Origin of the sequence: Duganella sp. FT27W (assembly GCF_009295655.1) — a bacterium.
GTDB lineage: Bacteria > Pseudomonadota > Gammaproteobacteria > Burkholderiales > Burkholderiaceae_D > Rugamonas > Rugamonas zoogloeoides.
This window is the reverse complement of record NZ_WHIV01000001.1, coordinates 712473-725208: the sequence shown is the minus strand read 5'-3', so window position 1 is coordinate 725208 and position 12736 is coordinate 712473. Positions and strand designations below refer to the sequence as shown.

The window sequence follows — 12736 nt, the reverse complement described above, 5'->3', positions numbered from 1 at the left end:
GTTTCATGTCACGCCCGATGTTAAGCCCTGCCGATGATGGCAACCGCTACGAACTGACCAGCCCCACGGCCATGCCGCGCGCGGGCGGCTTCCTGTGGAACCAGAAGATGATGATCCAGGTGACCTGCCGCGGCTACGCGGTCGCCCAGTTCATGCAGCCGGAACCGGCCAAGTACGCGCACGCGCCCAACCTGGAAGCCAAGACCTTCATGCAGCCGGAGCAGAATTACTACGCGCACCACCCGGGCCGCTTCTTCTACATCAAGGACGAGGAAACCGGCGAACTGTTCTCCGCGCCGTACGAGCCGGTACGCGCACCGGTTGACCGTTTCGCTTTCTCGGTCGGCAAGAACGACCTGGCCTGGACTGTCGAACACCTGGGCGTACGGGTGGAACTCACCCTCTCCATTCCGACGTCGGACGTGGTGGAACTGTGGTCGCTGCGCGTGTCCGACCTGTCGGGCCGCGCACGCAAGCTCAGTGTGTACCCGTATTTCCCGATCGGCTACATGTCGTGGATGAATCAATCGGGCGAGTATCGGCCGGACCTGGGCGGCGTGGTGGCCAGCAGCGTGGCGCCGTACCAGAAGGTGGCCGACTACTTCAAGCAAAAGGATTTCAAGGACAAGACCTACTTCCTGTGCGAAGAAGCACCCGACGCGTGGGAAGTACAGCAGCAGGCGTTCGAAGGCGAAGGCGGCCTGCATCGCCCCACCGCCATCGATGCCGAGCTGTTGGCCAACGGCGACGCCCGTTACGAAACGCCCGCCGCCGTGGTCCAGTACCGCCTGGCGCTAGACGCGAACGCCTCGCACGACTACCGCTTCATCTTCGGCCCCGCTTTCGATGACGCCGAAATCGCCGCCGTACGTGCGCGCTACCTCCACGCCGAAGGTTTTACCAAGGCCCGCGCCGACTACGCCGACTACATCGCCAGCGGCACCGGCTGCCTGCGTATCGACACGCCCGACAAGGAACTCGACAACTTCGTCAACCACTGGCTGCCACGCCAGGTGTTCTACCACGGCGACGTCAATCGCCTGTCCACCGATCCGCAAACCCGCAACTACCTGCAAGACAATATGGGCATGAGCTTCATCAAGCCCGCCGTGATGCGCGCGGCGCTGCTGCACGCGCTGGCGCAGCAGGAAGCCAGCGGCGCGATGCCCGACGGGATCTTGCTGGTCGAGGGGGCGGAGCTCAAATACATCAACCAGGTGCCGCATACCGACCACTGCGTGTGGCTGCCGATCGCGTTGAAAGTCTATCTCGACGAGACCGGTGACTACGACGTGCTGGCCGCGCCGGTGACCGGAAAAGACAGCGGCGTGACGCTGACCGTGGCCGAACGCATGCACGCCGCCATGGACTGGTTGCTGCAGGCGCGCGATGCGCGCGGCCTCAGTTACATCGCCCAGGGCGACTGGTGCGATCCTATGAACATGGTGGGCTACAAGGGCAAAGGCGTTTCCGGCTGGCTGACGGTGGCCACCGCGTACGCACTCAACCTGTGGGCCGGGATGTGCGAGCAAGGCGCTCACATCGACGGTGCGCTGGCCGACAAGTCCAAACATTTCCGCAGCGGCGCCCAAGCCGTCAACCGCGCCGCCAACGAGCACCTGTGGGACGGCGACTGGTACGCGCGCGGGATCACCGACGACAACGTGGTCTTCGGCGTCTCGAAAGACGTGGAGGGCCGCATCTACCTGAACCCGCAGGCCTGGGCCATGCTGGGCGGCGCGGCCAATGCGGGCCAGCGCGCGTCGATCTTTGAGCAGGTGAAGCAGCAGTTGCACACGCCGTACGGCGTGGCCATGTTCGCGCCGCCGTACAGCGCCATGCGCGACGACGTGGGCCGCGTCACGCAAAAGCACCCGGGGTCGGCGGAAAATGGCGCGGTGTACAACCACGCGTCGATCTTCTACATCTACAGCCTGTACTCGGTGGGCGAAGGCGACCGCGCATACCAACTGCTGCGCCAGATGATCCCCGGCCCCAGCGAGGCAGACTACCTGCAGCGCGGCCAGCTGCCGGTGTTCATCCCCAACTACTATCGCGGCGCTTACCACCAGTATCCGCGCACGGCAGGCCGCTCGAGCCAGTTGTTCAACACCGGCACCGTGTCGTGGGTGTACCGCTGCTTCATTGAAGGGCTGTGCGGCTTGCAGGGAGAAATCGATGGCCTGCGCGTGGCGCCGCAACTGCCGAAACACTGGGGTGGCATACGCGTGGTACGCCAATTCCGGGGTGCGACATTCCATGTAGTTATACAACGCGGCGATATTCATGAAATCGTTGTCAAACTCGACGGAAAACGATTGCCTGATACGAAAGTGACAGGTATCGTTGCGGGTGGAGTACACGCGCTGGAAGTCCTGATTCCGCGTTAAGGACAGCGCGTTTAAGACTGAAACTACACTACAAGGATAAACAAATTGAAGAAGCGTCTCTGGTTGTCGCTGGCCCTGGCCTACCCCCTCATGATGACTGGCGCGGCCCATGCCGCCCCCGAAGCCAACCGCCCCTGGCTCGACGCCGCGCAGTCGCCGGACGCGCGCGCCGACCAGCTGGTCAAGGCGATGACGCTGGATGAAAAAATCCAGACCGTGTTCGGCTACTTCTCCACCGATTTCGAATCCAAGCAGTACCTGGCCCCGAAAGACGGCCGCAAGGACTCGGCCGGCTTCGTGCCCGGCATCGAGCGCCTCGGTTTGCCGTCGCAATGGCAGGCCGACGCCGGCATGGGCGTGGCCACGCAAGCCGCGTCCAAGAATCCGGTCGAACGCACTTCCCTGCCCTCGGGCCTGTCCACCACCGCCACCTGGGATCGCAAGCTGGCGTTTGCCGGCGGCCACATGATCGGCAGCGAAGCGCGCATGAGCGGCTTTAACATCATGCTGGCCGGGAGCGTGAACCTGATGCGCGAACCGCGCAACGGCCGCAATTTCGAATACGGCGGCGAAGACCCGCTGCTGGCCGGCGTGATGGTCGGCGAGCAGATTCGCGGCATCCAGTCGAACCACATGGTCTCCACGCTCAAGCACTTCGCGTTCAACGACCAGGAAACCAACCGCAATCACATCAACGTCAAGATCGAAGACGCCGCCGGCCGCATGTCCGACCTGCTGGCCTTGCAGATCGCGATGGAAGTGGGCGACCCCGGCTCCGTCATGTGCGCGTACAACCGAGTGAACGGCCCGTACGCCTGTGAGAGCGATTACCTGCTCAACGAAGTACTGAAGAAAGACTGGGGCTTCAAGGGTTACGTGATGTCCGACTGGGGCGCCACGCACTCCACCATCCCGGCCGCCATGGCAGGCCTGGACCAGCAGTCGGGCCATCCGTTCGACAAGTCGGCGTACTTCAACGAGGCGCTCAAAGAGGCGGTGGTCAACGGCCACGTGCCGCAGTCGCGCCTCGACGACATGGTCAAGCGCATCACGCGCACCATGTTCGCCCACGGCCTGGCCGAGCATCCGGTAAAAGCCGCCACCACCAAGGACGCCGGCATCGACTTTGCCGCCAACGGCAAAATCTCGCAGACCGGCGCCGAAGAAGGCATGGTCCTGCTCAAGAACAGCCGCGACATCCTGCCGCTGGCGGCGACTGTACGCACCATCGCCATCATCGGCGGCCACGCCAACGTGGGCGTGATGTCGGGCGGCGGTTCGGCCCAGGTGTATCCGATCGGCCTGTCGCCGGTGCCGAACGAAGGTCCGCAATTCTTCCCGGGCCCGATGGTCTATCACCGCTCGTCGCCGATGCAGGAACTGGCGTCGCGCACCAAGGCCAGGATCAGCTACGCCGACGGTAAAGATCTCAAGTCGGCAGCCAAGCTGGCAGCATCGTCCGACCTGGTGATCGTGTTCGGCAACCAGTGGGCCGCCGAGAGCATCGACGCGCCCGACCTGAACCTGCCCAACAAGCAGGACGACCTGATCGCCGCCGTGGCCAAGGCCAACAGCAAGACCGTGGTGGTGCTGCAAACCGGTGGCCCGGTCGTGATGCCGTGGCTGAACAACGTGGCGGCCGTATTGGAAGCGTGGTACCCGGGCACCAATGGCGGCGCCGCGATCGCGCGCGTGCTTACCGGCGAAGTCAATCCGAGCGGCCGCCTGCCGGCGACCTTCCCGGCCTCGGTGGCGCAGCTGCCGCGCCCCGTGATCGACGGCGACGCCGTGACCAAGGACGAGGACATCCTCAACAAGACCACCACCAACTACAACATCGAAGGCGCGGCGGTCGGCTACAAATGGTTCGACCTGAAGGGCCACAAGCCGCTGTTCCCGTTCGGTTACGGCCTGTCGTACACCACGTTCGCGCTGTCCGACCTCGCGGCGAACAAGGCCGACAAGGGCATCGAAGTGACCTTCAACGTGAAGAACACCGGCAAGCGTGACGGCAAGGCGGTGGGACAGGTGTACATCGCACCGGCCAAAGGCGGCTGGGAAGCGCCGAAGCGCCTGGGCGGCTGGGATAAAGTGGAAGTCAAAGCCGGCGAGACGGGCAAAGCCACCGTCAAGGTCGATCCGCGCCTGCTGGCCATGTACGACAGCGCCAGCAAGACCTGGAAGATCGCCCCGGGCGAGTACGTGGTAACGTTGGCCGACTCGGCAGGCGCCAAGCCTGCCGCCACGGTCAAGGTCAGCCTCGACGCGCAGACCGTCGATATCCACGGCAAGTAACTTCGCTCAGTCCCGCGCACTCGCGCGGGACTTCCCCCCTCCCCCCGACGCGCGCCTACTTCTCTTTCCAGAACACGTCGACAGTATCGATCCGGTCCGCACGCCAGGCCTGCACCTTCGCTTCCACGAAAGTACCTTCCATATCGTCGCGCGGGGTGATCTTGGTGGCGTAGTAGTGGTATTCCTCGCCGTGCTTTTCTTTGGCCAGGAATTCGGCCTTGCGTACCAGGTCGGCATCGCGGCCCAGCTGGTGGCCGCCCAGCGCCAGCAATGCCAGCACCACGCCAATGCCCAGCGCCAGGTGGGCTGCCGGTTCGCGCCGGCCGCTCGACAGGATGGCGGTGCGTACGGGCTGACGCAGCAGTTCGGTGCGCAGCCAGTGCAGCACGGCGCAAAACAGCAGCAGCGGCAGCAGCACCGCCAGTTGCGCACCGGGGTCGAGCTGCCATTGCGTGAGGGTCAGGTCAAACGGCTGCAGCAGCGTGAGCACGAACATGGCGAGCGCCAGCGGCAGCAGCACGCTGGCGATCCAGACCAGGAAGAAGGCGGCACGCAGGCTGCCGCGCACCAGGTAGATGCCGCCGATCAGGGCGGGGATGATCATGCTGTACGAATAATCGGCGCCGGTGGCGATGCGCCATGCCATCCAGGCCAGTTCGAACGCGCACAGCGCAAGGAGCACTACGCCGGCGCGGCGCAGGATGGAGGGAGCAGGTTGTGTATCGGGCATCAGGAAGCGGAAGTGACAGGGGGATTCTTGCGGCGGCGCCGCGCGTTCTTGGGATCGGCGATCAGGGGGCGGTAGAGCTCCACCCGGTCGTGGGGCCGTAAAGGTGTATCGAGCGGTTTTTTCTTGCCGTAGATGCCGGTCTGCAGGGTAGCCAGGTCGATGCCGGGTACCTCGACGGCCACGCCGGACAGGGCCAGCGCCTGCTCGATAGTGGTACCGGGCGCCACCTGCAACGCGCGCAAAAACTGCACGGTGTCGCTGGCGTAGCAGACTTCGACGGTAAAGGTGGCAGCCGTATCAACCACGAAGGGGGGAATTTCCATACACCGTCTCCGCGCGCTTGCAGAAGGAATCGACCATGCTGTTGGCGATCATGCCAAACACCGGGCCCACCAGCTTGTCGAGGATGGTGCTGGAAAATTCGTAGCGCAGGTCGAGTTCGATCTTGCAGGCGTCTTCGCGCAGGGCCTTGAAGGTCCACACGCCGTCGAGGCATTTGAACGGACCATCGACGAGCTTCATGCGGATCGATTCGAACGGCACGTTGTCGTTGGCGGTGGTAAAACTCTGCTTGACGCCGTGGTAGTTGATGCCGACGCTGGCCACGGTGCGGTTTTCAGTGCGCTCGCGGATATCGACGCCACCGCACCACGGCAGGAATTTGGGATAGTCTTCGATGCGCGCCACCAGTTCGAACATCTGCTGGGCGCTGTAACCGAGGAAAACTGATTTGTGCACTACTGCCATTGGCTAACCATTTGCTATGATGTGGAAATAAGATGCTGTAAGCCGTAATTTTATACGCGAAACCGAAATTTAACCGACCCGGTACGGGTTTATCGTCGATTTACCGAATTCATGACCATAGCAGATAATAAAAAAGCATTTTTTGACTACTTCATCGAGGACCGTTTCGAAGCCGGCATCGTGCTCGAAGGCTGGGAAGTCAAAGCGATCCGCGACGCCCGCGTGCAGATCAAGGAAGCTTACGTCACCATCCGTGGCGACGAGCTGTTCCTCTTCGGCGCCCACATCAGCGCCCTGCCCACCGCCTCCACCCACATCAGCCCCGAAGCCGTGCGCACCCGCAAGCTGCTGCTGCACCGCGCCCAGATCGACAAGCTGATCGGTAAAGTGGAGCGCTCCGGCTACACGCTGGTGCCGCTCAACCTGCACTACAAGGAAGGCCGCGTGAAATGTGAAATCGGCCTGGCCAAGGGCAAGAAACAGCACGACAAGCGCGCCACCGAGAAAGACCGCGACGGCAAGCGCGAAGTGGCCGCCGCCATGAAGACTCACAACCGTTGACGCCACGCCATCATGGCGTGCCATTGTTGCGCGCCCATGACAGAACCCGGCCCGGCGCCGGGTTTTTTATTGCCCGGGTAATTTCTAACGAGAAACATCCATGTTACACTTGGCGCAGATGATTTGTCATTCATGGCCTGCGCTCGTGCGGCGTGGAGACGTGACAAAAGCTACTTTTTGACAATGAGGCAACAAATGGCGCTGAAACTCGCAATGGCTGTCGCAGCCGGTTTGATCCTGTCGGGATGTGCGACCCGCTACACGCCCGCGCCGCTGGCGGCCAACTTCCCGTCCACCAAGCAGGCCAAGCTGCAGGCAACGTACCATTGGGGCATCGTCGCCAATGCGGTCGAACGGCAACTGGCGGTGGAGCTGAAAAAAACGCCTACCCGCCCGGTGTACATCAATATCCCCGCCGAACCTAACCCGTTCCAGCGCGCGCTGGCTACCCAGCTGATCACCGCGCTGGTGAACGACGGCTTCACGGTGGCGCGCGCGCCGGCCGGCGCCCTCAAGATCGACCTCGACGTGCAAACACTGACCTTTGCCCCCAACCGTCCGCAGTACCGGCGCAACTTCGGCCAGCGCTTTCCGCTGGCGGGCGGCGTGTGGATGGCGCAGGAGCTGACCGCACCGCACGTGGAAAACGAACCCATCGATCCGCTCGATTCCGAATTTGCGCCCGGCGCCACGCCGCGCACCGAGATCATCGTCACCATTTCGGTGTCGGACCAGTACCGCTATCTGGCGCGCAGCACGTCGGCCTATTACGTGGCCGACGCCGACTACGCGCTGTACGGCGTGACCGAGCCGGAACCTGAAAACACCAAACTGACGCGCGTATTCAAAGTACGCGGAGACCTGTAAATGCCGATGACCAAACTGGCTAGCGCCCTCCTGCTCACCCTGCCGCTGCTGCTGTCGGCATGCGCCACCAACAAGGACAAGCAACAGCGCGATTACACCACCGTCTCGTCCAACCAGTTCATCGAGGCCAACTACAAGGCGGCCGATTCGCTGATGCGCCAGCTGACCGGCAAGCTGGCCGGCGACAAGCCGCTGATCATGGCCACCCTGGTCAACATCGACGAGCTGGAACAAACCACCACGCTGGGCCGGCTGGTATCGGAACAGCTGTCCACGCGCCTGGCGCAGGGCGGCCTGTCGATGGTGGAAATGAAATTGCGCAGCAATGTGTATTTGAAGCGCAACCAGGGCGAGCTGATGCTCACCCGCGAGATCGGCGAAGTGGCCACCGCCCACAATGCGCAAGCTATCGTGGTGGGCTCGTATGCCGAGACCAGCGACATGGTGTTCATCAACGTCAAGGTGATCCAGCCGAATACCAACTTCGTGCTGGCTGGCCAGGATTATGTGCTGGCCAAGGAAGCCGTAGTCCGGTCGATGTTGCAGCGTAACTAGCCGCGGGCCACGGCAGGTCGCCGCGCTAGTTGCCCGCCACCGGCTGCTGCGCGCCGGCAGGCCACTTTGCCAGCACGCGCCGGTATTCCTGTTCGCTGAGATTGAGTATCGAGCCGTGGCGCTTTTTTCTGGCGCCGTAATCGACAGCCGACGCTGGGCTGCGGCGAAAGTCCTGCGGCCGCGACAGGTCGCTGGTCTGCAGCGCCAGATAACCGCCACGTGAGCGGTACTGATCGACCCATAGCCCCCATGCGCCGCTGGCCGGCATCTGGAACAGGATCGGTCCTTCGACATCCTTGCCGGTCAGTCCGATAGCACCGAGGTTGCCCAGGGTGCGCCACTCGCCGAGCAACTGCTGGCTGCCCTCGATGGTGATCTCGCCATCCCCCGAAGCGCGGATATAGCGATAGCGCGCGCCGGGATGGTCGTCGCGCACGATCTGGGTATCGATCACGCCGGTATTGCCGGGCCGGTCGATGTACAGCCGTGCAGGCGTGAAATTGATGAAATCGCGCGTGCGGGCGTAATAAATCCGCGGCTTGTCGATGCCGTCTATGGGCGAAATCGTGGTCCAGTACACCAGGTAATCACCGGTTTCTTCGTCGAAGATCGCTTCCGGCGCCCAGGCACAGCCGGCCTTGTCGATGGCGCCGGCGATATCGACCAGCCGTGGCGCAGACCAATTTACCAGGTCGGACGACTCGTAAATCACGATCGACGTGCTGCCCCGGTGCATGGCCGCCTGCCAGCCCTTGTTGCTGGCGATGCGCAAATCAGTAGCCAGGATCCAGAACTTGCTGCCATCGGCCGAACGGACGATGGACGGGTCGCGCAAGCCTTTTTCACCGACGTCCGATACCAGCACGGGGCGCGAACCGTTAAGGTCGCTCCAGCGCACGCCGTCCGTGCTGGTGGAAAAATAAATCTGTTCGCTGTCGGGTGCGCCTTCGGTAAAGTGCACCAGCAGATAACTTGCTTGTTCGGGAACTGCCGCCGCGTGCGCCGCTGCGCTTGCCAGCAACAGGGCGGCGCAAAGCAGGCGCATCGGCATACGAGGGGAAATTTTCAGCTTGTTCATGGGAGGTCTCCGGTGTACGCCATCAGCGGGGCAAGCCCTTGCCATTGACGATGGGCTCGCCGATGTCGCCGGGCTGGAATGGCGCAGCCAGCGGATCCATCGGCAGGATATTGCCAGCGGCGTCGAATTCCATTCGCGCCAGCACGGTCTGGCGCTGGTAACCGCCGCCGACCGGCAGCGCATGGCGATGGTAGGCAACGTACCAGCGGTCGGTACCGGGCACGTTGACCACGCTGTGATGGGCGGTACCGACGGCGGCGCCATGCCGCTGCAGCACGATAAAGTTTTGTGCGGCCGGCGTTACCGGCCCCAACGGCGAATCGGCCACACCCCAGCCCACCCGGTAATCGGGGCTGCGCGCATCGTCGATCGACCACATGAAGTAATACTTTCCCTGGCGCTTGAAGACCACGACGCCCTCGCGGAATTCCTTCAGTGCGATCGCCGCCGGCGGACCGTCAAGCGTCACCATGTCCTGTTTGAGCCGGTACACATTGGCCAGGCGGCCATTGCCGTAGTACAGGTAGGCTTGCCCGTCATCGTCGATGAACGGATACGGATCGATCGGATTGGTCTCGATGCCCGTGCCCTTGCGTATCAGCGGCGCGCCCAGCACGTCTTTGAACGGCCCGAGCGGACTGGCGGCGCTGGCAACACCGATCTCGCCGCCGGCGCAAAAGTAAAAGAAGAATTTGCCATCGCGTGCAATGGCGTCTGGCGCCCAGGCTTCTATCCTGGCCCAACCGAGGTCGCGGGTGACATCGAGCACCATCGCCTGCTTGTTCCATTGCACCAGGTTGCTGGAGGTCCAGACAGAAAAATCCGTGGTCTGCCAATGTGGCTTGTCGGACGTGGGGTAGAGATAATAAGTGTCGCCAAATACGCGGATGGCGGGATCGGCGGTGTAGCCTTCCAGTGCCGGCGCAGGCGCCGGCGCGACTGAATCCCTGGCGGCCGGCGCTGCCAGCATCTCCTTGATCAGCCATGGCGGCACCCATAGCGCAGCCGTTGCCGGAACGCCGTCCGCCGCACCGGCCGCCGCGGCATCCGACCAATGCACCAGGTCTGCGGACTTGGCGAACCGCCATTGCGCACCGTGCCGATCGTCGCGCCATCGCAGCCGGAACAGCCCGTCCACGCCCCGTGACAACTGCGGTTCGCGCAGCCCGCCGCCATTTTGCGGCGTAAATCCCGCGTGTTCGAGCTGACGCCAGTGCGTGCCGTCGTCGCTCACCTGCCAGCGCACACCGTCGGCAAGCGCCAGTGGCCGGATCCAGGCATCGACCGGCCATTTGGACGGAGCCGCGCCCACGGCGGGCGCCAGCAGGCAGGTGGCAGACAGCGCCACGGCGAACAAGATGCGGCGGTGGCGGGCAAGCGGCAAATGCATGGATGTCAGGGAGGTTAGCAAGGCGAAACCATACTAAACCGATCCATGCGCCAGTCAAGCATTCAGCCTGCCGACCGGAAAATAGTCGTGGCGATGATTGAATACGGCCTGGTTTAGAGCAGCAGCGGCAGCACCTCGATCGCCGACGCCTCCACCTTCAGACTGATCAGCTCATCGGCCCGCGTCTTCCCCCAATTGATCGCCGCGATCGGCTTGCCAGCAGCTGCAGCCAGCTTGCAGAACCGGTAGCCCGAAAACACCATCAACGACGATCCCACCACCAGCAAGGCGTCAGCCTGGTCGGCCAGCGCCAGCGCGCGCGCCGTGCGCTCTGCGGGAATATTGTCGCCAAAAAAAATCACATCGGGTTGCAGCGCGCCACCACATTGCGCGCAGACCGGCATGTGAAAATCCTGGCCGTTCAGTTCCAGCTCGGCATCGCCGTCGGGCCGTGCTTCCGGCACCACGCCATCGACCGGTCCGGTGTGGACCATGTGCGGATTCTCGCGCGCCAGCCAGGCCTGGATTTCATCGCGCGGATGGACGGTGCGGCAATCGAGGCACACCACGCCGTGGATATTGCCATGCAGTTCGATGACCTTCTGGCTGCCGGCGCGGTAGTGCAAGCCATCGACGTTCTGGGTGATGATGGCGTCAATGCGCCCCGCCGCTTCCAGCTCGGCCAGCGCGTGGTGGCCGATATTGGGAGACGCCTTCGACATCACCGGCCAGCCGGCCATACTGCGCGCCCAGTAGCGGCGCTGCACGGCCACGTCGCGCCGGAAGTCAGGCCCCTGGATCGGCGCCCGACCGCGCCGCACGCCGTCCTTGTCGCGATAGTCTGGGATACCGGACGCAGTGGACAAGCCGGCACCGGTCAGTACCAGCACGCGGCGGTGCTGGTGTAAAAAGGTCTGGAGCTGGTCGATTTGAGCTGTGAGATGGGGATGGAGGTTCATGGCCGTCATGTTAGCACCATGGCGGCCCGACGGTGGTCGGCGGAAGGTGCCGGGCCACCATCCCGCCGATGATCAGCGGGTCAACTGCAGCGCATGAAGAGGACAGCGTTTCACCCGCTGTGCGCGCAAAAACCTGGTACGTTACTGACGCTCGTCGAGGCACGGGAGTGGCCGCACCTTGTCGGACTACCTGAACTTTGCGAGTCGGTGCTGTCGCCCCGAAGCAGCCTATGAAGTTCGCTCCATTGCGGCGAGTTAGGTTTCTCCTTAGTGGCCAGTCAACTTGATTTTGTCAGGTTTCGACGTCTCCACAACTTTCGTCCCAGCCAAACAAGGAACAACAATAAAATTAGCCAAGGAATTAAAAAAGCAATTCCAATAATTGCGCTGGAAATTCCCTCCGAAAGATTCGTGCCAAAGTCTTGCACAGACCTGGTGATTGGATTCCAGAAGGATAAGTTCTTGTAGGTAACTATGGATACGTTAAGAATTTCAGTTTCGAGCCGCTGATTGAGAAACGCTTGCTTTCCGGCCTGTGTTTCAATTTCACTTTGAGCTTGTGAAAGTTCTTTATTTAATTTTATTAGACTGTCAGCATCAAGATTTTTTCGATTCAGCAACGCCTCTAGTTTTGAGCGATAGTCTTTAAGCATTTCCAGTTGCTTTGACGCGTCCATTAGCGGAGTTGCCAATTCTTCCGCACGAGTAGATTGTTCAAAAATTTCGCCCTGCTTACCAATTGAGTCAACGAGTTTTTGAATTCCCTTTGGCTTCGCCCTGAATTTAATTCGCGCGGAAGGATTGCGACTCATTTCAATATTTGAATCTAGAACAGTGCAGGCATCGGCAGATGCATCACGACAATTCTTTTGAAATGACTCAAATAGACCGACTATTTTATCTTCGCTTGAATCAATGGTAATTGAGCGCTCATAAGCTAAATCGCGACCTGACTCATTTCCCGCCTCATCAATCATTTTTATTTTTAATGGCATCAACGGCGAATTTTCCCCCGCTTCTATTTTTTTAGTACAACCAGACAACCCAATCATCAAAATTGCGATAAGAAGCGGACGGTACATCAATTACTCCTAAAATAAAATTTAGATACTTCATATGAACTTCCATTCTCGGCCGGCGAGAGCCATAGCGCATAGAATATGC

At 61.7% G+C, this 12736-nt stretch carries 12 protein-coding genes; 5 read left to right on the top strand and 7 right to left on the bottom strand.

Going from position 1 to position 12736, the window contains the following annotated elements; translation table 11 throughout:
- Positions 1-5 precede the first annotated feature (5 nt).
- Positions 6-2390, top strand: a complete 2385-nt coding sequence (locus F8197_RS03125; RefSeq protein WP_227012034.1) for a GH36-type glycosyl hydrolase domain-containing protein — start codon at positions 6-8, stop codon at positions 2388-2390.
- A gap of 90 nt (positions 2391-2480) precedes the next feature.
- Positions 2481-4685 carry a glycoside hydrolase family 3 C-terminal domain-containing protein gene (locus F8197_RS03120; RefSeq protein WP_227012103.1) on the top strand — a complete coding sequence of 735 codons (2205 nt, stop codon included), beginning with the start codon at positions 2481-2483 and terminating at the stop codon, positions 4683-4685.
- Positions 4686-4740: 55 nt separating this feature from the next.
- Here the strand turns inward: F8197_RS03120 and F8197_RS03115 are convergent, their stop codons facing one another.
- Genes F8197_RS03115 through F8197_RS03105 form a run of 3 tightly spaced genes read right to left on the bottom strand, consistent with a single transcriptional unit; the run spans position 4741 to position 6162 of the window.
- Positions 4741-5415: a hypothetical protein gene (locus F8197_RS03115; RefSeq protein WP_152879865.1), complete on the bottom strand. Its 675-nt coding sequence runs from the start codon at positions 5413-5415 to the stop codon at positions 4741-4743.
- Positions 5415-5738, bottom strand: a complete 324-nt coding sequence (locus F8197_RS03110; protein WP_152879863.1) for an RnfH family protein — start codon at positions 5736-5738, stop codon at positions 5415-5417. Before F8197_RS03110 ends, F8197_RS03115 begins: the two co-directional genes overlap by 1 nt.
- Positions 5713-6162, bottom strand: a complete 450-nt coding sequence (locus tag F8197_RS03105; RefSeq protein ID WP_152879861.1) for a type II toxin-antitoxin system RatA family toxin — start codon at positions 6160-6162, stop codon at positions 5713-5715. Before F8197_RS03105 ends, F8197_RS03110 begins: the two co-directional genes overlap by 26 nt.
- A 111-nt stretch (positions 6163-6273) precedes the next feature.
- Between F8197_RS03105 and smpB the strand changes: the two genes are divergently transcribed.
- The 3 genes from smpB to F8197_RS03090 all read left to right on the top strand — a co-directional run bounded on the left by smpB (position 6274) and on the right by F8197_RS03090 (position 8145).
- On the top strand, positions 6274-6723 hold the full coding sequence (gene smpB, locus F8197_RS03100; protein WP_019919646.1) for an SsrA-binding protein SmpB: 450 nt from the start codon (positions 6274-6276) through the stop codon (positions 6721-6723).
- 195 nt (positions 6724-6918) lie between these two features.
- Positions 6919-7590 carry a hypothetical protein gene (locus tag F8197_RS03095; protein WP_152879859.1) on the top strand — a complete coding sequence of 224 codons (672 nt, stop codon included), beginning with the start codon at positions 6919-6921 and terminating at the stop codon, positions 7588-7590.
- Complete coding sequence (locus F8197_RS03090) at positions 7591-8145, top strand: FlgO family outer membrane protein (RefSeq protein ID WP_152879857.1); 555 nt, start codon at positions 7591-7593, stop codon at positions 8143-8145.
- Positions 8146-8170: 25 nt separating this feature from the next.
- Here F8197_RS03090 and F8197_RS03085 read toward each other — a convergent pair whose 3' ends face one another.
- The 4 genes from F8197_RS03085 to F8197_RS03070 form a co-directional block, all read right to left on the bottom strand.
- A complete protein-coding gene (locus F8197_RS03085; protein ID WP_152879855.1) occupies positions 8171-9223 on the bottom strand; it encodes a glycoside hydrolase family 43 protein in 1053 nt (350 codons plus the stop codon).
- 22 nt (positions 9224-9245) lie between these two features.
- Entirely contained in the window at positions 9246-10613 is a 1368-nt protein-coding gene (locus F8197_RS03080; protein WP_152879853.1) for a family 43 glycosylhydrolase, read from the bottom strand.
- A 113-nt stretch (positions 10614-10726) separates the two neighbouring features.
- Positions 10727-11581 (bottom strand): NAD-dependent protein deacetylase, encoded by an 855-nt coding sequence (locus F8197_RS03075; protein ID WP_152879851.1) that lies wholly within the window; start codon positions 11579-11581, stop codon positions 10727-10729.
- Between the two features lie 269 nt (positions 11582-11850).
- Positions 11851-12654, bottom strand: coding sequence for a DUF4349 domain-containing protein (locus F8197_RS03070; RefSeq protein ID WP_152879849.1), 804 nt, complete (start codon positions 12652-12654; stop codon positions 11851-11853).
- Between the last annotated feature and the right edge of the window lie 82 nt (positions 12655-12736).

What these genes read in the sequence shown, in the direction of transcription:
- F8197_RS03125 (WP_227012034.1), top strand. Translation starts at nt 6, where the DNA reads ATGTCACGCCCGATGTTAAGCCCTGCCGATGATGGCAACCGCTACGAA.
- F8197_RS03080 (WP_152879853.1), bottom strand. Translation starts at nt 10,613, where the DNA reads ATGCATTTGCCGCTTGCCCGCCACCGCCGCATCTTGTTCGCCGTGGCG.
- F8197_RS03075 (WP_152879851.1), bottom strand. Translation starts at nt 11,581, where the DNA reads ATGACGGCCATGAACCTCCATCCCCATCTCACAGCTCAAATCGACCAG.
- F8197_RS03095 (WP_152879859.1), top strand. Translation starts at nt 6,919, where the DNA reads ATGGCGCTGAAACTCGCAATGGCTGTCGCAGCCGGTTTGATCCTGTCG.
- F8197_RS03115 (WP_152879865.1), bottom strand. Translation starts at nt 5,415, where the DNA reads ATGCCCGATACACAACCTGCTCCCTCCATCCTGCGCCGCGCCGGCGTA.
- F8197_RS03120 (WP_227012103.1), top strand. Translation starts at nt 2,481, where the DNA reads ATGATGACTGGCGCGGCCCATGCCGCCCCCGAAGCCAACCGCCCCTGG.
- smpB (WP_019919646.1), top strand. Translation starts at nt 6,274, where the DNA reads ATGACCATAGCAGATAATAAAAAAGCATTTTTTGACTACTTCATCGAG.
- F8197_RS03070 (WP_152879849.1), bottom strand. Translation starts at nt 12,654, where the DNA reads ATGTACCGTCCGCTTCTTATCGCAATTTTGATGATTGGGTTGTCTGGT.
- F8197_RS03105 (WP_152879861.1), bottom strand. Translation starts at nt 6,162, where the DNA reads ATGGCAGTAGTGCACAAATCAGTTTTCCTCGGTTACAGCGCCCAGCAG.
- F8197_RS03085 (WP_152879855.1), bottom strand. Translation starts at nt 9,223, where the DNA reads ATGAACAAGCTGAAAATTTCCCCTCGTATGCCGATGCGCCTGCTTTGC.
- F8197_RS03090 (WP_152879857.1), top strand. Translation starts at nt 7,591, where the DNA reads ATGCCGATGACCAAACTGGCTAGCGCCCTCCTGCTCACCCTGCCGCTG.
- F8197_RS03110 (WP_152879863.1), bottom strand. Translation starts at nt 5,738, where the DNA reads ATGGAAATTCCCCCCTTCGTGGTTGATACGGCTGCCACCTTTACCGTC.